This window comes from Pseudomonas sp. ATCC PTA-122608 (assembly GCF_001952855.1).
Taxonomy (GTDB): domain Bacteria; phylum Pseudomonadota; class Gammaproteobacteria; order Pseudomonadales; family Pseudomonadaceae; genus Aquipseudomonas.
Genome location: NZ_LPNO01000025.1, coordinates 48,699 through 68,771 on the forward strand (window position 1 = coordinate 48,699; position 20,073 = coordinate 68,771).

16 protein-coding genes, 4 tRNA genes and 1 rRNA gene are annotated in these 20,073 nt (G+C 55.0%); all 21 read right to left on the reverse strand.

Translation table 11 applies throughout. The annotated features are described in order from the left end of the window. Window positions 1–8 precede the first annotated feature (8 nt). Window positions 9–320, reverse strand: a complete 312-nt coding sequence (gene rpsJ, locus AU074_RS21775; protein ID WP_003210084.1) for a 30S ribosomal protein S10 — start codon at window positions 318–320, stop codon at window positions 9–11. A 141-nt stretch (window positions 321–461) separates the two neighbouring features. Further along, window positions 462–1,655, reverse strand: coding sequence for an elongation factor Tu (gene tuf / locus AU074_RS21780; protein ID WP_048724879.1), 1,194 nt, complete (start codon window positions 1,653–1,655; stop codon window positions 462–464). Window positions 1,656–1,685: 30 nt separating this feature from the next. Continuing rightward, the gene (fusA, locus tag AU074_RS21785; RefSeq protein ID WP_076016466.1) at window positions 1,686–3,791 is read right to left on the reverse strand and encodes an elongation factor G; all 2,106 of its coding nucleotides are present in this window, start codon (window positions 3,789–3,791) and stop codon (window positions 1,686–1,688) included. Window positions 3,792–3,821: 30 nt separating this feature from the next. Further along, window positions 3,822–4,292 carry a 30S ribosomal protein S7 gene (gene rpsG, locus AU074_RS21790; RefSeq protein ID WP_002555493.1) on the reverse strand — a complete coding sequence of 157 codons (471 nt, stop codon included), beginning with the start codon at window positions 4,290–4,292 and terminating at the stop codon, window positions 3,822–3,824. Window positions 4,293–4,410: 118 nt separating this feature from the next. Continuing rightward, window positions 4,411–4,782 (reverse strand): 30S ribosomal protein S12, encoded by a 372-nt coding sequence (rpsL, locus tag AU074_RS21795; protein WP_002555494.1) that lies wholly within the window; start codon window positions 4,780–4,782, stop codon window positions 4,411–4,413. A 216-nt stretch (window positions 4,783–4,998) separates the two neighbouring features. After that, window positions 4,999–9,198 (reverse strand): DNA-directed RNA polymerase subunit beta', encoded by a 4,200-nt coding sequence (gene rpoC, locus AU074_RS21800; protein ID WP_076016467.1) that lies wholly within the window; start codon window positions 9,196–9,198, stop codon window positions 4,999–5,001. A gap of 64 nt (window positions 9,199–9,262) precedes the next feature. Beyond that, window positions 9,263–13,336: a DNA-directed RNA polymerase subunit beta gene (gene rpoB, locus AU074_RS21805; RefSeq protein WP_076016468.1), complete on the reverse strand. Its 4,074-nt coding sequence runs from the start codon at window positions 13,334–13,336 to the stop codon at window positions 9,263–9,265. Window positions 13,337–13,556: 220 nt separating this feature from the next. After that, window positions 13,557–13,922, reverse strand: a complete 366-nt coding sequence (gene rplL / locus AU074_RS21810) for a 50S ribosomal protein L7/L12 (protein ID WP_076016469.1) — start codon at window positions 13,920–13,922, stop codon at window positions 13,557–13,559. Window positions 13,923–14,000: 78 nt separating this feature from the next. Further along, complete coding sequence (gene rplJ, locus AU074_RS21815; protein WP_076016470.1) at window positions 14,001–14,501, reverse strand: 50S ribosomal protein L10; 501 nt, start codon at window positions 14,499–14,501, stop codon at window positions 14,001–14,003. Between the two features lie 198 nt (window positions 14,502–14,699). After that, a complete protein-coding gene (rplA, locus tag AU074_RS21820; RefSeq protein ID WP_003176434.1) occupies window positions 14,700–15,395 on the reverse strand; it encodes a 50S ribosomal protein L1 in 696 nt (231 codons plus the stop codon). Beyond that, the gene (gene rplK / locus AU074_RS21825; RefSeq protein ID WP_003210097.1) at window positions 15,395–15,826 is read right to left on the reverse strand and encodes a 50S ribosomal protein L11; all 432 of its coding nucleotides are present in this window, start codon (window positions 15,824–15,826) and stop codon (window positions 15,395–15,397) included. Before rplK ends, rplA begins: the two co-directional genes overlap by 1 nt. 117 nt (window positions 15,827–15,943) lie before the next feature. Next, a complete protein-coding gene (gene nusG / locus AU074_RS21830; protein WP_003176436.1) occupies window positions 15,944–16,477 on the reverse strand; it encodes a transcription termination/antitermination protein NusG in 534 nt (177 codons plus the stop codon). Window positions 16,478–16,486: 9 nt separating this feature from the next. Beyond that, a complete protein-coding gene (gene secE, locus AU074_RS21835) occupies window positions 16,487–16,855 on the reverse strand; it encodes a preprotein translocase subunit SecE (RefSeq protein WP_076016471.1) in 369 nt (122 codons plus the stop codon). Between the two features lie 45 nt (window positions 16,856–16,900). Continuing rightward, a tRNA-Trp gene (locus AU074_RS21840) sits at window positions 16,901–16,976 on the reverse strand. Between the two features lie 163 nt (window positions 16,977–17,139). Continuing rightward, window positions 17,140–17,215 (reverse strand) — tRNA-Thr (locus tag AU074_RS21845). 26 nt (window positions 17,216–17,241) lie between these two features. Beyond that, window positions 17,242–17,315: transfer RNA gene (locus AU074_RS21850), tRNA-Gly, on the reverse strand. 23 nt (window positions 17,316–17,338) lie between these two features. Further along, a tRNA-Tyr gene (locus AU074_RS21855) sits at window positions 17,339–17,423 on the reverse strand. Window positions 17,424–17,566: 143 nt separating this feature from the next. Further along, window positions 17,567–18,013, reverse strand: a complete 447-nt coding sequence (locus tag AU074_RS21860) for a hypothetical protein (RefSeq protein WP_076016472.1) — start codon at window positions 18,011–18,013, stop codon at window positions 17,567–17,569. 7 nt (window positions 18,014–18,020) lie between these two features. Next, window positions 18,021–18,770, reverse strand: coding sequence for a pantothenate kinase (locus AU074_RS21865; RefSeq protein WP_076016473.1), 750 nt, complete (start codon window positions 18,768–18,770; stop codon window positions 18,021–18,023). Continuing rightward, complete coding sequence (birA, locus tag AU074_RS21870) at window positions 18,760–19,719, reverse strand: bifunctional biotin--[acetyl-CoA-carboxylase] ligase/biotin operon repressor BirA (protein WP_076016474.1); 960 nt, start codon at window positions 19,717–19,719, stop codon at window positions 18,760–18,762. The genes AU074_RS21865 and birA overlap by 11 nt, the downstream gene beginning before the upstream one ends. Window positions 19,720–19,887: 168 nt before the next feature. Next, window positions 19,888–20,003 (reverse strand): 5S ribosomal RNA (rrf, locus tag AU074_RS21875). Window positions 20,004–20,073 lie beyond the last annotated feature (70 nt).

The window sequence follows — 20,073 nt, forward strand, 5'->3', positions numbered from 1 at the left end:
CCCAAGTCTTAGCCGAGGCTGATCTGTACTTCCACACCGGCCGCCAGATCAAGCTTCATAAGTGCATCAACGGTTTTATCCGTTGGCAGGACGATGTCCAGCACGCGCTTATGAGTACGGATCTCGTACTGGTCACGCGCGTCTTTGTTGACGTGCGGGGAGACCAGAACGGTGAACCGTTCTTTACGGGTAGGCAGTGGAATTGGACCACGCACTTGAGCACCAGTACGTTTCGCGGTTTCCACGATTTCCTGGGTGGATTGGTCGATCAGTTTGTGGTCAAAAGCCTTCAACCTGATACGAATTTGCTGATTTGCCATTGGATTTCAGACTCCGGCTGCTATTCCCAGCGAGCGCAACACGCCCGTTAAAAGGAGGCGCAATTCTATAGACGCCCCATATGGGTGTCAACTCAATAAAAAAGCCCCCGCTGAGCGGGGGCTTTTTCAAGTCATCACTTATTAAGCGATGATTTTGGCTACGACGCCAGCGCCGACGGTACGACCGCCTTCACGGATAGCGAAACGCAGACCATCTTCCATTGCGATGGTTTTGATCAGGGTGACAACCATTTTGATGTTGTCGCCTGGCATTACCATTTCAACGCCTTCCGGCAGTTCGCAGTTACCGGTCACGTCAGTGGTCCGGAAGTAGAACTGTGGACGGTAGCCTTTGAAGAACGGAGTGTGACGACCGCCTTCTTCTTTGCTCAACACGTACACTTCAGCTTCGAAGGTAGTGTGCGGCTTAACCGAGCCTGGCTTAACCAGAACCTGGCCACGCTCAACGTCGTCACGCTTGGTACCACGCAGCAGAACGCCGCAGTTCTCGCCTGCACGACCTTCGTCGAGCAGTTTACGGAACATTTCAACACCGGTGCAGGTGGTGACGGTAGTGTCACGCAGACCAACGATTTCCAGTGGATCTTGAACCTTAACGATACCGCGCTCGATACGACCAGTCACAACAGTACCGCGACCCGAGATCGAGAATACGTCTTCGATTGGCATCAGGAACGGCTTGTCGATAACACGTACTGGGTCTGGGATGTAGCTGTCCAGAGTCTCAACCAGTTTCCGTACGGAAGTGGTGCCCATTTCGTTGTCGTCTTTGCCTTCCAGAGCCATACGAGCAGAACCGATGATGATCGGAGTGTCGTCGCCTGGGAAGTCGTAAGTGCTCAGCAGATCGCGCACTTCCATCTCAACCAGTTCCAGCAGCTCAGCGTCGTCTACCAGGTCAGCCTTGTTCAGGTAAACCACGATGTACGGAACGCCAACCTGACGGGACAGCAGGATGTGCTCACGGGTTTGCGGCATCGGGCCATCAGCGGCCGAACAAACCAGGATCGCGCCGTCCATTTGGGCAGCACCGGTGATCATGTTCTTCACATAGTCAGCGTGACCTGGGCAGTCAACGTGAGCGTAGTGACGGATCAGCGAGTTGTATTCAACGTGAGCAGTGTTGATGGTGATACCACGAGCTTTTTCTTCTGGCGCGCTGTCGATCTTGTCGAAGTCAACGATAGCCGAACCGAAAATTTCGGAGCAAACACGAGTCAGAGCAGCAGTCAGCGTAGTTTTACCGTGGTCAACGTGACCGATGGTGCCAACGTTGACGTGCGGTAGGGAACGATCAAATTTTTCTTTAGCCACGACAATTAACTCCTTGCCTAAAGGACTGAATCAGCCTTGTTTTTTGGATACAGTTTCAGCGATGTGCGCCGGAGCTGTGTTGTATTTTTTGAATTCCATAGAGTAGCTTGCGCGACCCTGAGACATGGAACGAACGTCGGTCGCATAACCGAACATCTCGCCCAACGGAACCTCGGCACGAATCACTTTGCCGGAAACCGTATCTTCCATACCCAAGATCATGCCGCGACGACGGTTAAGGTCGCCCATCACGTCACCCATGTAGTCTTCAGGCGTAACGACTTCTACTGCCATGATTGGCTCAAGCAACTCACCACCGCCCTTCTGGGCCAGTTGCTTGGTAGCCATGGAAGCAGCCACCTTAAACGCCATCTCGTTGGAGTCGACGTCGTGGTAAGAACCGTCAAAAACGGTCGCCTTCAGGCCGATGAGCGGATAGCCGGCAACAACACCGTTCTTCATCTGCTCTTCGATACCCTTCTGGATAGCCGGGATGTATTCCTTAGGAACAACACCGCCCACTACTTCGTTCACGAATTGCAGACCTTCCTGACCTTCATCAGCAGGAGCAAAACGGATCCAGCAATGGCCGAACTGGCCACGACCGCCGGATTGACGAACGAATTTGCCTTCGATTTCACAGTTCTTCGTGATGCGCTCACGATAGGAAACCTGAGGCTTACCGATGTTGGCTTCGACGTTGAACTCACGGCGCATCCGGTCAACCAGGATGTCCAGGTGAAGCTCGCCCATGCCGGAGATGATCGTTTGACCAGTCTCTTCATCAGTCTTGACGCGGAAAGATGGATCCTCCTGAGCGAGCTTGCCCAGAGCGATACCCATTTTTTCCTGGTCATCCTTAGTCTTAGGCTCAACGGCAACCGAAATAACCGGCTCCGGGAAGTCCATGCGAACCAGGATGATTGGCTTGTCAGCGTTGCACAAGGTTTCACCAGTGGTGACGTCCTTCATGCCGATCAAGGCCGCGATGTCACCAGCGCGTACTTCCTTGATCTCTTCGCGGGCGTTTGCGTGCATTTGCACCATACGACCCACGCGCTCTTTCTTGCCTTTAACCGAGTTGATCACGCCGTCGCCGGAGTTCAACACGCCCGAGTAAACGCGGACGAAGGTCAAGGTACCCACGAATGGGTCAGTGGCAATTTTAAATGCCAGAGCGGAGAACGGTTCTGCGTCGTCTGCATGACGCTCCAGCTCGATAGTCTCGTCATCCGGGTCAGTACCCTTGATGGCAGGAATATCCACTGGGGCCGGCAGGTAGTCGATCACAGCATCGAGAACCAGGGGAACGCCCTTGTTCTTGAACGAGGAACCGCAAACAGCCAAGACGATCTCACCAGCGATAGTACGCTGACGCAGAGCGGCCTTGATTTCCGCGTTGGTGAGTTCTTCACCTTCGAGGTACTTGTTCATCAGTTCTTCGTTGGCTTCGGCCGCAGCTTCAACCATGTTGTTGCGCCACTCGTCAGCCAATTCCTGCAGTTCAGCAGGGATAGGCTTGCGAACAGGAACCATACCTTTGTCAGCGTCGTTCCAGTAAACAGCTTCCATGGTCACCAGATCGATCTGGCCCTGGAAGTTGTCTTCGGAACCGATAGCCAACTGGATTGGTACCGGGGTGTGACCCAGACGCTGCTTGATCTGACCGATCACGCGCAGGAAGTTCGCACCAGCACGGTCCATCTTGTTTACGTAAACAAGACGTGGAACGCCGTATTTGTTGGCTTGACGCCATACGGTTTCCGACTGAGGCTCAACACCCGAGGTGCCGCAGAACACAACGACAGCGCCGTCGAGTACGCGCAGGGAACGTTCAACTTCAATGGTGAAGTCTACGTGGCCCGGGGTATCGATTACGTTGAAGCGGTGCTCATCTTTGTACTGCTTCTCGGAACCTTTCCAGAAGGCGGTAATAGCAGCAGAAGTAATGGTAATACCACGCTCCTGCTCCTGAACCATCCAGTCTGTGGTCGCGGCGCCGTCATGCACCTCGCCCATCTTGTGACTTTTGCCGGTGTAAAAAAGGACGCGCTCGGTGGTGGTGGTTTTACCAGCATCCACGTGAGCGACGATACCGATGTTACGGTAGCGACTAATCGGAGTAGTACGAGCCATAAAGCCCTCGCAAAATTAGTGAAGCTAGAATTAGAAGCGGTAGTGCGAGAAAGCTTTGTTGGCTTCAGCCATACGGTGCACGTCTTCACGCTTCTTAACAGCAGCACCTTTACCTTCAGCAGCGTCCAACAGTTCGCCAGCCAAACGCAGGGCCATAGACTTCTCGCCGCGCTTACGGGCGAAGTCTACCAACCAGCGCATTGCCAAAGCGTTACGACGGGACGGGCGAACTTCAACCGGAACCTGGTAAGTAGCACCGCCTACACGGCGCGACTTCACTTCGACCAGCGGAGCGATGGCGTCGAGAGCTTTCTCGAAGATTTCCAGGGGGTCGCTGTTCTTGCGTTCTTTAACCTTTTCCAGCGCGCCATAAACGATACGCTCGGCAACGGCTTTCTTGCCGCTTTCCATCACGTGGTTCATGAACTTGGCCAGAATTTGGCTTCCGTATTTTGGATCGTCAAGCACTTCGCGCTTGGCTGCTACGCGTCTTCTTGGCATGGATAAGCCCTCAAACGGTCTTCAGGTTCGCTCGGAATTAGTGCCCTTTCGGGACGCCTCCGACCTTACTCTTATCGACTCAGAAAATAAGATGATTCAGTTTTACAAAAAGCCGCTACTACTTAGGCTTCTTGGTACCGTACTTCGAACGACCCTGGTTACGACCTTTAACGCCGGAAGTATCCAAGGAGCCGCGTACGGTGTGGTAACGAACACCTGGCAAGTCTTTTACACGACCGCCGCGGATCAGTACCACGCTGTGCTCTTGCAGGTTGTGGCCTTCACCACCGATGTACGAGGAAACCTCGAAACCGTTGGTCAGACGCACACGGCATACTTTACGCAGTGCCGAGTTAGGTTTTTTCGGCGTAGTGGTATACACGCGAGTGCATACGCCACGACGTTGCGGGCAGTTCTGCAGCGCAGGCACGTCGGATTTCTCGACGATACGCTTACGCGGCTGACGTACCAGCTGGTTGATAGTTGCCATCTACTAGCTCCACTGTTGTCTTGCGACGCTATTGTCTTGCAAGAAAAGCAAAATGGCAGGAACGAATTCCCGCCAAATTTAGGGGTACAAGAGTCTAAAGAGGATCTTGCCCCCAGTCAAGGCAAGGCCCCGACCTCCCCCTCCATCGAACCGGGACAATTCTGTCTCGATCCGACGAACGGGGCTGCCAGGGCCCGGTCTTATTTACTGCAGAACTCAGTTACCGCTTGAGTTCAGCGCTTCGGTCAGTGCAGCTTCCACTTCACTGGCGCTTACGCGCAGCGGCTTGTCGAGTTCACGGCGGCGCTTACGCTCGCTGTGGTAGGCCAAGCCGGTACCGGCCGGGATCAGTCGACCCACAACCACGTTTTCTTTCAGGCCGCGCAGGTAGTCGCGCTTGCCGGTTACCGCTGCTTCGGTCAGTACACGAGTGGTCTCCTGGAAGGAGGCCGCCGAGATGAACGACTCAGTGGACAACGACGCCTTGGTGATACCCAGCAACACACGAGTGAACTTGGAAACGAATTTCTCGTCGCCAGCCAGACGCTCGTTCTCTACCAGTACGTGAGTCAGTTCCATCTGGTCGCCCTTGATGAAACTCGAATCGCCGGATTCAGCGATTTCAACTTTACGCAGCATCTGACGCAGGATGGTCTCGATGTGCTTATCGTTGATCTTCACGCCTTGCAGACGATAAACGTCCTGGATCTCGTTAACGATGTACTTGGCCAGCGCACTCACACCCAGCAGACGCAGGATGTCGTGTGGATCGCTCGGGCCGTCGGAGATAACTTCGCCGCGGTTTACCTGTTCGCCTTCGAAGACGTTCAGGTGACGCCACTTCGGAATCAGCTCTTCGTACGGATCGCTACCGTCGTTCGGGGTAATGACCAGACGGCGCTTGCCTTTGGTCTCTTTACCGAACGCGATGGTGCCGCTGACTTCAGCCAGAATCGACGCTTCTTTCGGACGACGAGCTTCGAACAAGTCGGCAACACGCGGCAGACCACCGGTGATGTCACGGGTCTTCGAAGTTTCTTGCGGGATACGAGCGATAACATCACCGATCGCGATCTTCGCACCATCCGCAACACCGACCAAGGCGTTGGCTGGCAGGAAGTACTGAGCGATAACGTCAGTGCCTGGCAGCAACAGATCCTTGCCGTTGTCATCAACCATCTTTACAGCAGGACGGATATCTTTGCCTGCAGCTGGACGGTCTTTGGCGTCGAGTACTTCAATGTTGGTCATACCGGTCAATTCGTCAGTCTGACGCTTGATCGTGATGCCTTCTTCCATGCCCACGTAGGTCACGGTACCTTTCATTTCGGTAACGATTGGGTGAGTGTGCGGATCCCACTTGGCCACGATTGCGCCAGCGTCGACCTTGTCACCTTCTTTAACCGAAATCACAGCACCGTACGGCAGCTTGTAACGCTCGCGCTCACGACCGTAGTCATCAGCGATTGCCAGCTCACCGGAACGGGACACAGCAACCAGGTGGCCATCCACTCGCTCAACGTGCTTCAGGTTGTGCAGACGGACGGTACCGCCATTCTTCACCTGAACGCTATCAGCTGCGGAGGTCCGGCTTGCCGCACCACCGATGTGGAACGTACGCATGGTCAGCTGGGTACCCGGCTCACCGATGGACTGGGCAGCGATAACGCCGACCGCTTCACCGATGTTCACCTGGTGACCACGAGCCAAGTCACGGCCGTAGCACTTGGCGCAAATGCCGTAGCGGGTTTCGCAGCTGATCGGCGAGCGAACAATCACTTCGTCGATGCTGTTGAGTTCGATGAACTCGACCCACTTCTCATCTACCAGAGTGCCGGCAGGAACGATGATTTCCTCGGTACCTGGCTTGAATACGTCACGGGCGATTACTCGACCCAGTACGCGCTCACCCAACGGCTCTACAACGTCGCCGCCTTCAATGTGCGGAGTCATCAGCAGACCGTGTTCGGTACCGCAGTCAACTTCAGTCACAACCAAGTCTTGCGCAACGTCTACCAGACGACGAGTCAGGTAACCGGAGTTAGCGGTTTTCAACGCGGTATCCGCCAGACCTTTACGAGCACCGTGAGTCGAGATGAAGTACTGAAGTACGCTCAAACCTTCACGGAAGTTCGCAGTAATCGGCGTTTCGATGATGGAACCGTCCGGCTTGGCCATCAGGCCACGCATACCGGCGAGCTGACGGATCTGCGCAGCAGAACCCCGTGCGCCCGAGTCGGCCATCATGTACATCGAGTTGAACGACTCTTGATCGACTTCTACGCCATGACGGTCGATAACGCGCTCTTTCGAGAGGTTCGACATCATCGCCTTCGACACTTCGTCGTTGGCCTTGGACCAAAGGTCGATCACTTTGTTGTACTTCTCGCCCTGGGTTACCAGGCCGGAGGCGTACTGGCTTTCGATCTCTTTCACTTCATCGGTAGCAGCACCGATGATGGCGGCTTTCTCGTCCGGGATAACGAAGTCGTTAACACCGATGGAAACGCCGGAAATGGTCGAATAAGCAAAACCGGTGTACATCAACTGGTCAGCGAAGATAACGGTCTCTTTCAAACCAACCACGCGGTAGCACTGGTTGATCAGCTTGGAGATCGCCTTTTTCTTCATTGGCTGGTTGACCACGTCGTACGACAGGCCAGGTGGAACAACCTGGAACAACAGCGCACGGCCGACAGTGGTGTCGACGATACGGGTGTTCTTGACGCTGCCACCGTCACGATCGTTGATGGTTTCGTGGATGCGGACTTTAACCTTGGCGTGCAGTGCGGCTTCGCCGGCACGGAACACACGGTCAACTTCCTGCAGATCCGCGAACACACGACCTTCGCCCTTGGCGTTGATCGCTTCACGAGTCATGTAGTACAGACCCAATACAACGTCCTGCGACGGAACGATGATTGGCTCACCGTTGGCTGGCGACAGAATGTTGTTGGTCGACATCATCAACGCACGCGCTTCCAACTGGGCTTCCAGCGTCAGCGGTACGTGCACGGCCATTTGGTCGCCGTCGAAGTCGGCGTTGTACGCAGCACAGACCAGAGGGTGCAGCTGGATAGCCTTACCTTCGATCAGTACCGGTTCAAACGCCTGGATACCCAGACGGTGAAGGGTCGGTGCACGGTTGAGGAGAACCGGGTGTTCACGGATCACTTCAGCAAGAACGTCCCAAACCTCTGGCAGTTCGCGCTCGACCATTTTCTTGGCGGCTTTGATGGTGGTCGCGAGACCACGCATTTCCAGCTTGCCGAAAATGAACGGTTTGAACAGCTCGAGAGCCATCTTCTTCGGCAGACCGCACTGGTGCAGACGCAGGGTCGGGCCTACGGTAATTACCGAACGACCGGAGTAGTCAACACGCTTACCGAGCAAGTTCTGACGGAAACGACCTTGCTTACCCTTGATCATGTCAGCCAAGGATTTCAGAGGACGCTTGTTCGAACCGGTGATAGCGCGGCCACGACGACCGTTGTCGAGCAAGGCATCGACAGCTTCTTGCAACATACGCTTTTCGTTGCGCACGATGATGTCCGGAGCGGACAGATCGAGCAGACGCTTCAAGCGGTTGTTACGGTTGATCACGCGACGGTACAGATCGTTGAGGTCGGAAGTCGCGAAGCGACCGCCATCCAACGGTACCAGCGGACGCAGGTCTGGCGGCAGAACCGGCAGAACGGTCAGCACCATCCACTCTGGCAAGTTGCCGGAACCCTGGAAGGCTTCCATCAACTTCAGACGCTTGGACAGTTTCTTGATCTTGGTTTCGGAGTTGGTTTGCGGAATCTCTTCACGCAGACGGCCAATCTCGTGTTCCAGGTCGATAGCGTGCAGCAGTTCGCGGACGGCTTCGGCACCCATGCGAGCATCGAAATCGTCGCCGAACTCTTCCAGCGCTTCGAAGTACTGCTCGTCATTCAGCAACTGACCCTTTTCAAGGGTGGTCATGCCTGGATCGATAACGACGTAGCTCTCGAAGTAGAGAACGCGTTCGATATCACGCAGGGTCATGTCCATCAGCAAGCCGATACGGGACGGCAGCGATTTCAGGAACCAGATATGGGCAACCGGCGAAGCCAGTTCGATGTGCGCCATGCGCTCACGACGAACCTTGGCCAGTGCAACTTCAACGCCGCACTTCTCGCAGATCACACCACGGTGCTTCAAGCGCTTGTACTTACCGCACAGGCACTCGTAATCCTTTACCGGGCCAAAGATCTTGGCGCAGAACAGGCCGTCACGTTCTGGTTTGAACGTACGGTAGTTAATGGTTTCCGGCTTTTTAACTTCACCGAACGACCACGAACGGATCATCTCAGGCGATGCCAATCCAATACGGATGGCGTCGAACTCTTCGACTTGACCCTGGTTTTTCAGCAAATTCAGTAGGTCTTTCAAGGCCTTTCCTCCTGGCGGAGCAGAGAGCGGGCTAAGCAGCCCCGCTCTCGATTCGCGTCACGTGTTATTCGGTTTCCAGATCGATATCGATGCCGAGGGAACGAATTTCTTTGATCAACACGTTGAAAGACTCGGGCATGCCCGGCTCCATACGGTGATCGCCGTCCACGATGTTTTTGTACATCTTGGTCCGACCGTTCACATCGTCCGACTTCACTGTGAGCATTTCTTGCAGAGTGTAAGCAGCACCGTATGCTTCCAGTGCCCAGACCTCCATCTCCCCGAAACGCTGACCACCGAACTGAGCCTTACCACCCAGCGGCTGCTGGGTAACCAGGCTGTACGAACCGGTAGAACGAGCGTGCATCTTGTCGTCTACCAAGTGGTTCAGCTTCAGCATGTACATGTAGCCAACAGTAACCGGGCGCTCAAACTTGTTGCCGGTACGGCCGTCGAACAGCTGCATCTGGCCGCTTTCTGGCAGGTCTGCCAGTTTCAGCATGGCCTTGATTTCGCTTTCCTTGGCACCGTCGAACACCGGAGTAGCCATTGGAACGCCACCACGCAGGTTCTTCGCCAGATCCAGGATTTCCTGGTCGGTGAAGGTGTCCAGCTCTTCGTTACGACCGCCGATCTCGTTGTAGATCTCGTGCAGGAACTTACGCAGGTCAGCAACCTTGCGCTGCTCTTCGATCATACGGTTGATCTTCTCGCCCAGACCTTTGGCCGCGAGGCCCAGGTGGGTTTCAAGGATCTGACCAACGTTCATACGCGAAGGTACGCCCAACGGGTTGAGGACGACGTCGACCGGGGTGCCATTGGCATCGTGCGGCATGTCTTCAACCGGCATGATCACAGAGACCACACCTTTGTTACCGTGACGACCGGCCATCTTGTCGCCCGGCTGGATGCGGCGACGGATTGCCAGGTAAACCTTGACGATTTTCAGCACGCCTGGAGCCAGGTCATCGCCCTGCTGCAGTTTGCGCTTCTTGTCTTCGAACTTGTCGTCCAGCAGACGGCGGCGATCAACGATGTAGGCCTGAGCCTTCTCGAGCTGCTCGTTCAGAGCATCTTCAGCCATGCGCAGTTTGAACCACTGGCCGTGCTCAAGACCGTCGAGAACTTCGTCGGTGATGTCCTGACCTTTCTTCAGACCTGCGCCGCCTTCAGCCTTGTGGCCTACCAGGGCGGAACGCAGACGTTCGAAAGTCGCGCCTTCAACGATACGGAACTCTTCGTTCAGGTCCTTGCGGATCTCGTCGAGTTGGGTCTTCTCGATGGACAGTGCACGAGCATCACGCTCAACGCCGTCACGGGTGAAGACCTGTACGTCGATGACAGTGCCCTTGGTACCGGTAGGTACGCGCAGGGAAGTGTCTTTAACGTCGCTGGCTTTTTCACCGAAGATGGCACGCAACAGTTTCTCTTCCGGAGTCAGTTGGGTCTCGCCTTTCGGAGTGACCTTACCTACCAGGATGTCGCCTGCGCCAACTTCAGCACCTACGTAAACGATACCGGCTTCGTCCAGCTTGTTCAGTGCAGCTTCACCCACGTTCGGGATGTCTGCAGTGATTTCCTCTGGCCCAAGCTTGGTGTCACGTGCCACACAGGTCAGTTCCTGAATGTGGATCGTGGTGAAGCGATCTTCCTGAACCACACGCTCGGACAGGCAGATGGAGTCTTCGAAGTTGTAACCGTTCCAGGCCATGAACGCGATGCGCATGTTCTGACCCAGTGCCAGCTCACCCATATCGGTGGACGGACCGTCTGCCATGATGTCGCTGCGCTGAACCCGATCACCCTTGCTTACCAGCGGACGCTGGTTGATGCAGGTGTTCTGGTTGGAGCGGGTGTATTTGGTCAGGTTGTAGATGTCGACACCGGCTTCGCCAGTTTCAACTTCGTCATCGGCAACACGAACCACGATACGGCTGGCATCAACGGAGTCGATCACGCCGCCACGACGAGCCACGACGCAAACTCCGGAGTCACGGGCTACGTTACGCTCCATGCCGGTACCTACCAGCGGCTTGTCAGCACGCAGGGTGGGTACAGCTTGACGCTGCATGTTGGAACCCATCAACGCACGGTTGGCGTCATCGTGTTCCAGGAACGGGATCAGCGACGCTGCAACCGAAACTACCTGCTTCGGCGAAACGTCCATCAAGGTGACGTCTTCCGGCGCCTTGACGGTGAACTCGTTCAAGTGACGAACAGCTACCAGCTCGTCGATCAGCATTTTCTTGTCGTTCATCGTGGCCGAAGCCTGAGCGATCACGTGATCAGCTTCTTCGATGGCGGACAGGAACACGATCTCGTCGGTGACCAGTGCGTCTTTCACCACACGGTACGGGCTCTCAAGGAAGCCGTACTGGTTGGTGCGCGCATAAGCAGCCAGGGAGTTGATCAGGCCGATGTTCGGACCTTCCGGCGTTTCAATCGGGCATACACGACCATAGTGAGTCGGGTGTACGTCACGAACTTCAAAGCCTGCACGCTCACGAGTCAGACCGCCCGGGCCCAGTGCGGAAACACGGCGCTTGTGGGTGATCTCGGAGAGCGGGTTGTTCTGGTCCATGAACTGCGAGAGCTGGCTGGAACCGAAGAACTCTTTCACCGCCGCAGCCACTGGCTTGGCGTTGATCAGGTCTTGCGGCATCAGGCCTTCGCTTTCTGCCATCGACAGACGCTCTTTGACCGCACGCTCAACACGTACCAGGCCAACGCGGAACTGGTTCTCAGCCATTTCGCCTACGCAGCGAACACGACGGTTACCCAGGTGGTCGATGTCATCGACGATGCCTTTACCGTTACGGATGTCGACCAGGGTCTTCAGTACCGCGACGATGTCTTCCTTGCACAACACGCCCGAACCTTCGATCTCGGTACGACCGATACGACGGTTGAACTTCATCCGGCCGACCGCAGACAGGTCATAGCGCTCAGGGCTGAAGAACAGGTTGTTGAACAGGGTCTCGGCAGCGTCTTTGGTTGGTGGCTCGCCAGGACGCATCATGCGATAGATCTCGACCAGCGCTTCCAATTGGTTGCTGGTGGAGTCGATCTTCAGGGTGTCAGAGACGAACGGACCGCAGTCGATGTCGTTGGTGTACAGGGTCTCGATGCGAACAACCTGAGACTTGGCGATCTTGCCCAGGATCTCGGTGTTCAGCTCGGTGTTGCATTCAGCCAGGATTTCGCCGGTGGCCGGGTGCACGATGACCTTGGCGGTGGTGCGACCCAGGACGTAGTCCAGAGGCACTTCCAGCGTCTTGATACCGGCTTTTTCGATCTGGTTGATGTGGCGCGCGGTAATACGGCGGCCAGCTTCAACGATGACCTTGCCTTTTTCGTCCTGGATGTCCAGAACGGCAATCTCACCACGCAGGCGCTGAGGCACCAGTTCCAGGCTGAGGGTTTCACCGCTCACATGGAATACGTTAGTGGTATAGAAGGCATCCAGCACTTGCTCAGTGGTATAGCCGAGCGCGCGCAGCAGTACCGAGGCCGGCAGCTTGCGACGACGGTCGATACGCACGAACACGCAGTCTTTCGGGTCGAACTCGAAGTCCAACCACGAACCACGGTACGGAATGATCCGCGCGGAGTACAGGAGCTTGCCGGAGCTGTGCGTCTTGCCGCGGTCGTGGTCGAAGAACACGCCCGGGGAACGGTGCAGCTGGGAAACGATAACACGCTCGGTACCGTTGATAACGAAGGTACCGTTCTCAGTCATCAGGGGGATTTCACCCATGTAGACTTCTTGCTCTTTGATGTCCTTGATCGCTTTGTTCGACGACTCTTTGTCGAAGATGATCAGACGGACTTTTACCCGCAAAGGTACGGCGTACGTAACACCGCGCAACACGCATTCTTTGACATCAAATGCCGGTTCGCCCAGGCGATAACCGACGTACTCCAGCGCAGCATTGCCGGAGTAGCTGATGATCGGGAAAACGGATTTGAAGGCCGCATGCAGGCCCACGTCGCGGAACTGATCTTTGGTCGCTCCCGCCTGCAAGAATTCACGATACGAATCCAGCTGGATAGCCAGAAGGTACGGGACATCCATGACGTCCGGCAACTTGCTAAAGTCCTTGCGGATACGTTTTTTCTCAGTATATGAGTAAGCCATCAGCGTTCCCCAGCTTGGTCACCTGCTTGTTTGGCCCCTCCCGACGGGAGCAGCCAGAAAATCTTGCAAACCCCATGGTTTGCGCCACCGCATCGGGTGGTTACAGCGCGTTAGAGGCGACGACCGAGTCGATTGCCAATAACGGAAAAAGGCCGGTGGCAAGAGCCACCAGCCATCAGCCTTCAGCTTAACGCTTGGGCTGGAGACGCAAGGTCGATGCTTACTTCAGCTCGACTTTAGCGCCTGCTTCTTCCAGCGTTGCTTTAGCTTTGTCAGCTGCGTCTTTCGACACTGCTTCCAGAACCTGGGCAGGGGCGCCGTCAACTACTGCCTTGGCTTCTTTCAGGCCCAGACCGGTCAGTTCACGTACTGCCTTGATCACGTTTACTTTCTTCTCGCCAGCTTCCAGCAGCATGACGTTGAATTCGGTTTGCTCTTCAGCAACAACTGCAGCAGCAGCTGGGCCAGCGGAAGCAGCGGCAGCGGAAACACCGAATTTTTCTTCGAAAGCTTTGATCAGCTCAACAACCTGCAGAACCGACATTTCAGCTACGGCGTTGAGGATATCGTCTTGGGAGATAGACATTGCTGTAATTCCTGAATTGGGGGACGGCCTACGCGGCCATCGAAATAAACAAAAATACGCGAGAGGAGTTGCTCAGCCTTAGGCTGCGGCAGCTTCTTTTTGCTCGCGAACTGCGGCCAGAGTACGAGCCAACTTGCTGGTAGCGCCTTGAATCACGCTCATCAGCTGAGAAATAGCTTCGTTACGGGTCGGCAGTGTTGCCAGTACGTCGATTTGGTTAGCTGCGAGGAACTTGCCCTCGAACGCAGCTGCCTTGATCTCGAACTTGTCCTGACCCTTGGCGAATTCCTTGAACAAACGGGCAGCAGCGCCTGGATGATCTGTGGAGAACGCAATCAGGGTCGGGCCGGTGAACACGTCGTTGAGGACACTGTATTCAGTGCCAGCAACAGCGCGCTTGAGCAGGGTGTTACGTACAACACGTACGTATACGCCAGCTTCACGAGCCTCTTTACGGAGTCCGGTCATAGCGCTTACTGTCACACCACGGGCATCAGCCACGACAGCGGACAGAGCAGCTTTGGCAGCCTCGTTGACTTCAGCGACGATGGCCTTCTTGTCTTCGAGATTAATTGCCACGGGTTTAACTCCTGCTTGTTACCGTTTCATCTGGCCTAGGCCGGATGTCGTTTTGGTGTCTGATTCGGTAAGGAACCGGGAGCACCATCTGCGTAGGCTTGTGGTTTAAGACTTGCGTCGCCTACGGTCTTGGATAGCCCCCGCCAGGCAGGGACCCCAATCTTTCAATTGGCGCAATTACTTGCGCCAATTTGTGTCTTATACGTCCAGCGAGCCTTGGTCGATGACCAGACCTGGGCCCATAGTGGTGCTCAGGGTAACGCGCTTGACGTAGATACCTTTCGAGGAAGCTGGCTTGATACGCTTCAGATCAGCGATCAGAGCTTCAACGTTTTCCTTCAGCTTGACGGCATCAAAGCCGACTTTGCCAACGGAGGTGTGAATGATGCCGTTTTTGTCGGTGCGATAACGAACCTGACCAGCCTTGGCGTTTTTAACCGCGGTAGCTACGTCTGGAGTTACGGTGCCGACTTTAGGGTTAGGCATCAGACCACGTGGACCGAGGATCTGACCCAACTGACCTACAACGCGCATTGCATCCGGGGAAGCAATTACGACGTCATAGTTCAGGTCGCCGCCTTTCATTTCGGCAGCCAGGTCGTCCATGCCAACGCGATCGGCGCCGGCGGCCAGAGCAGCTTCAGCTGCTGGGCCTTGGGTGAAGACAGCAACACGTACAGTCTTGCCAGTACCGTGTGGCAGCACAGTAGCGCTACGAACGACCTGGTCGGATTTACGTGGGTCAACGCCCAGGTTTACAGCAACGTCAACAGACTCGCTGAACTTGACAGTCGACAGCTCGGTCAGCAGAGCAGCAGCGTCTACAAAGTTGTAGGACTTGCCCGCTTCGATTTTACCGGCGATAGCCTTTTGGCGCTTGGTCAGCTTAGCCATTACACACCCTCCACGTTAAGGCCCATGCTACGAGCAGAACCGGCGATGGTACGCACGGCTGCATCCATATCAGCTGCAGTCAGATCCGCGTTTTTGGTTTTCGCGATTTCTTCCAGCTGAGCACGGGTCACGGTGCCAACCTTAACGGTGTTAGGACGAGCGGAACCGCTAGTCAGACCAGCAGCCTTCTTTAACAGAACCGAAGCCGGGGTCGACTTGGTTTCGAAGGTGAAGCTACGGTCGCTGTATACAGTGATGATCACTGGAGTCGGCAGACCTGGCTCAATACCCTGAGTACGGGCGTTGAAGGCCTTGCAGAATTCCATGATGTTCACGCCGTGCTGACCCAAAGCTGGACCAACAGGTGGGCTTGGGTTGGCCTGAGCGGCCTTCACTTGCAGCTTGATGTAAGCGGTAATCTTCTTGGCCATGAGGCACTCCAATTACGGGTTCGAACGCCTCGAAAGGCTCCCCGGTTACTTGCGCGTTTATCCCAGTGACGACAAAACCCCACAGCCTAAGGCTGCGGGGTTGGGATGCTTGCTCAGCTAGACTTTTTCGACCTGGCTGAACTCTAGCTCTACCGGAGTAGAGCGACCGAAAATGAGCACTGCCACTTGGATCCGGCTCTTTTCGTAGTTAACTTCTTCGACAGTACCGTTAAAATCTGCAAACGGACCATCTGTGACACGAACAACCTCACCCGGCTCGAACAACGTCTTCGGCTTGGGCTTGTCGCTACCATCAGCAACACGACGCAGAATTGCTTCCGCCTCTTTGTCGGTGATCGGAGCAGGCTTATCAGCAGTACCGCCGATGAAACCCATGACGCGAGGAGTGTCCTTGACCAAGTGCCAAGTACCCTCATTCATGTCCATTTGAACCAGCACGTAGCCAGGGAAGAACTTGCGCTCGCTTTTGCGTTTCTGGCCATTACGCATTTCAACCACTTCTTCAGTGGGAACCAGAATTTCGCCGAAGCCATCTTCCATGCCTGCCAGCTTTACGCGCTCTAGCAAAGAGCGCATGACATGCTTCTCGTAACCCGAGTAAGCATGCACAACGTACCAACGCTTAGCCACGGGACACCCTTAGCCAACAATCAAGGAAACAAGCCAGCCGAGCAGGGAATCAAGCCCCCACAACAGCAACGCCATAACCAGAACAACAGCTACCACAATCAACGTGGTCTGCGTGGTTTCTTGGCGAGTCGGCCAAACGACTTTACGGATCTCGGTACGAGCTTCCTTTACCAGGACCGCAAACGACTTGCCTTTTGCAGTCTGCAGGCCAACAAAGGCAGCGACAGCAGCAAGGGCGAGCAATGCGAGTACACGGTACAGGATCGGCGACGCAGAGTAGTACTGGTTGCCAACAACGCCTACCACCACAACAGCGACTACTACAAGCCACTTGAGCAGATCGAAGCGAGAGCCTTGAGCTTCAGCCTTAGGAGTCATCTATGAAGATCCTGTGAAAAGAAAGCCAGACACACCAAGTGAATCTGGCAGGTCAGGAGGGAATCGAACCCCCAACCTACGGTTTTGGAGACCGTCGCTCTGCCAATTGAGCTACTGACCTAAAACAAAATCAGGCCGACAATTATGCCGATCTGAAAAAGACTTTACAACAACAAACCCCTGCGAACCTGGAACCTACCCAAACAAAATCACGAGAGAGCGCAGAATCAATCAGAGGTAGCTGTTAAAACAAAGGCAGATATTTTCATATCTGCCTTGTTATATGGAGCTCTTGAGCGGATTTGAACCGCTGACCTCACCCTTACCAAGGGTGTGCTCTACCAACTGAGCTACAAGAGCGAAACAACTTGCACAACCTGCAAACTTGGAGCGGGTAGCGGGAATCGAACCCGCATCATCAGCTTGGAAGGCTGAGGTTCTACCACTAAACTATACCCGCGGAGCTTGCAGCTCACGCTAAAATGGTGGAGGGGGAAGGATTCGAACCTTCGAAGTCGTAGACGTCAGATTTACAGTCTGATCCCTTTGGCCGCTCGGGAACCCCTCCTAAGCGAGCCGGCATTCTACATCATGCCAGCCTTCTGTCAACCACTTTCTCATTAAAAAATATGAGGTTAGCTGCGTTGACCTTCGCTTCACCTTGTCGACCCAAGAGGTCTTCACTGCGAAGCGGGCGCCATTCTATGCAAACTATTCGAAGGTTGCAATGCCTTCGCACGGCATTATTTTATGTTTTAACTCATTGAATTCATTAGCAAGGTTTTCAAAGGGCAGATCATCGGCCAAGCGCCTGCTTTCAGGGGCTACTCGCAGCCAGTACCCCGGAGCATCAGACAAGTTCAGAGATTGCAATTTGACCTTGATATCCAGGCTTGTGAGGCGCTGCTCGACGGACTGAGCCTCTTTCAGATCGGCCAGGCCGCCGATGTACAGGCATGCAGGCTGCGCTTCAGGCGCTTTTACCCTGTCTCGCCGCACCATCGCATCGGCTGACTCGCTTAACAACCGGATATCTTGCTGAGAGCCACGATAGAGCGCCAAAGGCGTGACATCTTTAGCCCGTAGAGGCGCTTCCTGCTGATGCCAGATGTAATAGAAGACATTGAGGACCAGCAAAAGCAGAAACAGCCAACGCATAAAAACCTCAGGACAAAGGGCACGCCATCGCCAAGCCAACAAAAACCAGATCAGGAACAAGCCTCCCGTGAGGCACTGCGTCAGCCACCAATTCAGCATCACCACCGGTAAGGAAGACGGTGAAATCGGCGCCCCAATAGCTTCGAGCCAATTCCAACTGCGTCAGCACAAAACCTCTCAGCATGAGCGTACAGCCGCGCTCTACTGCCTCTACGGTTGTACGCCCTGGAGACAAGGCCTCAAGGGCGCGCTCAGCGGCAATATCGTCGTAGCGTATTTTGCGGGTATGGGTTCGCAACTGGTTACGCATCAGCGGCATACCGGGACAAATAAAGCCTCCGAGATGCTCACCGTCCGCAGCAATGAAGTCAGCTGTTGCCGCGGTGCCAAAATCGAGCACCAGGCACGCGCCCGAGGCCAGCTGAAAACCACCCAGCATGGCGAGCCAGCGGTCCAATCCAAGGCGCTCAAAGTCTTCGTATCCGTTCCAGACTCCGCCCATCTGCCTTGCCGAAGCAGCACAGAGGACTTTCACGCCAAACGCCTCCACCAAGGTAGCCACCAGCTGATTCGTCTCATCCAGGGCGCGGACACTCACCAGCCGACAGTCCCTTAGCGCGAGCCCCGTGAGAGCGAGCAGACTGTCGATCAACGAGGCATCTGAACCAACGACGCCCTCTGCAAAGATCCGAGCCTTATCCGACTCAAGCACACGCCATTTGATAAAGCTATTCCCACAGTCGAGCTCAAGAATCATCACGCAACCTCAGGCTTAGCTCACCGCCGCTATATATTTTTTCGACACCGTCCACGCTCAACCGTAACGCACCTTGCCCGTCGATTCCCAATACCACTCCATCAATCTGATTAACACCCGCGATGAGCGAGACTGGCCGACCTTGCCATAAATGGTTCTGCTCCCACTCACCCTGGATCGCGGAAAAGCCGGACGCCTGGTGGCGATCAAGATAAGCCTGCAGTTGCACGCCAAGACGCGCTACCAAGTAGTTACGATCGACAGCACTGCCCGCCTCCAACTGCATGGAGGTCCATTGCTGATCGACCTCATCCGCTTTCTGCATATTCACATTAATGCCGATACCGAGGACGACATGACAAACGTCGGCGGGATCCCCGATCAGCTCCAGGAGAATCCCGGCGATCTTTTTCTGGCCCACCAAAACGTCATTTGGCCACTTCAATCCAGCATTGCGAACACCCGCATCGCGCAGCGCCTGCATAACTGCCAGCCCGACTACGAGGCTTAGGCCCTCCAACTGACGCATGCCGCCATCGATCCGCAACACGAGGCTGTAATACACGTTTTGAGCGAAAGGACTGACCCACTTTCGCCCTCGCCGCCCCCTGCCGGCAGTTTGCTGCTCTGAAAGGACGAGAAACGGCGCAGTGCGACCGGCCTCGATAAGACGCAACGCTTCAGCATTGGTAGAGTCAATGGAGTCTGATATATGAACAGGCCATGCGGGAACCGGCACATGCCGAGCAATTTCATCAGCACTCAGCAAAACCAGGGGTGTCGCCAATTGATATCCCCTACCGCGAACTTTATGGATAGGTAGATTCAATTCCGCCTCGAGATGCTTAAGCTGCTTCCATACAGCGCTGCGACTAATGCCCAAGGCAGCACCAAGCGCTTCTCCGGAGTGGAATCGACCATCTTTTAGAAGTTTCAACAACGTCAGCATGCAAGTCCCGCCTCACAATGAGGCACGCATGATAGCCATGCATAGGCTCATTGCATAGAAATGGCCGGACTTTAGCATTGATGACGCTTGAAGGGCGCTCGTCATACTTTCCGACCGCCCAAAACAAAACCCCTGATTGCGTTAGCAATCAGGGGTTTCGGAATTTAATCTTGACGATGACCTACTCTCACATGGGGAAACCCCACACTACCATCGGCGATGCATCGTTTCACTGCTGAGTTCGGGATGGGATCAGGTGGTTCCAATGCTCTATGGTCGTCAAGAAATTCGGGTACTGAGTCGTGACCAGTTGGTCTCGCTTCAGCAAATTGGGTATGTGATAGCTTTCGGTGT

Excerpts from the sequence above, each read along its gene's own strand:
- rpsG (WP_002555493.1), bottom strand. The coding sequence starts at position 4,292 with ATGCCAAGAAGACGCGTAGCAGCCAAGCGCGAAGTGCTTGACGATCCA.
- rpsJ (WP_003210084.1), bottom strand. The coding sequence starts at position 320 with ATGGCAAATCAGCAAATTCGTATCAGGTTGAAGGCTTTTGACCACAAA.
- secE (WP_076016471.1), bottom strand. The coding sequence starts at position 16,855 with ATGACTCCTAAGGCTGAAGCTCAAGGCTCTCGCTTCGATCTGCTCAAG.
- AU074_RS21860 (WP_076016472.1), bottom strand. The coding sequence starts at position 18,013 with ATGCGTTGGCTGTTTCTGCTTTTGCTGGTCCTCAATGTCTTCTATTAC.
- rplK (WP_003210097.1), bottom strand. The coding sequence starts at position 15,826 with ATGGCCAAGAAGATTACCGCTTACATCAAGCTGCAAGTGAAGGCCGCT.
- AU074_RS21865 (WP_076016473.1), bottom strand. The coding sequence starts at position 18,770 with ATGATTCTTGAGCTCGACTGTGGGAATAGCTTTATCAAATGGCGTGTG.
- birA (WP_076016474.1), bottom strand. The coding sequence starts at position 19,719 with ATGCTGACGTTGTTGAAACTTCTAAAAGATGGTCGATTCCACTCCGGA.
- fusA (WP_076016466.1), bottom strand. The coding sequence starts at position 3,791 with ATGGCTCGTACTACTCCGATTAGTCGCTACCGTAACATCGGTATCGTC.
- rplA (WP_003176434.1), bottom strand. The coding sequence starts at position 15,395 with ATGGCTAAGCTGACCAAGCGCCAAAAGGCTATCGCCGGTAAAATCGAA.
- rpoB (WP_076016468.1), bottom strand. The coding sequence starts at position 13,336 with ATGGCTTACTCATATACTGAGAAAAAACGTATCCGCAAGGACTTTAGC.
- rplL (WP_076016469.1), bottom strand. The coding sequence starts at position 13,922 with ATGTCTATCTCCCAAGACGATATCCTCAACGCCGTAGCTGAAATGTCG.
- rpsL (WP_002555494.1), bottom strand. The coding sequence starts at position 4,782 with ATGGCAACTATCAACCAGCTGGTACGTCAGCCGCGTAAGCGTATCGTC.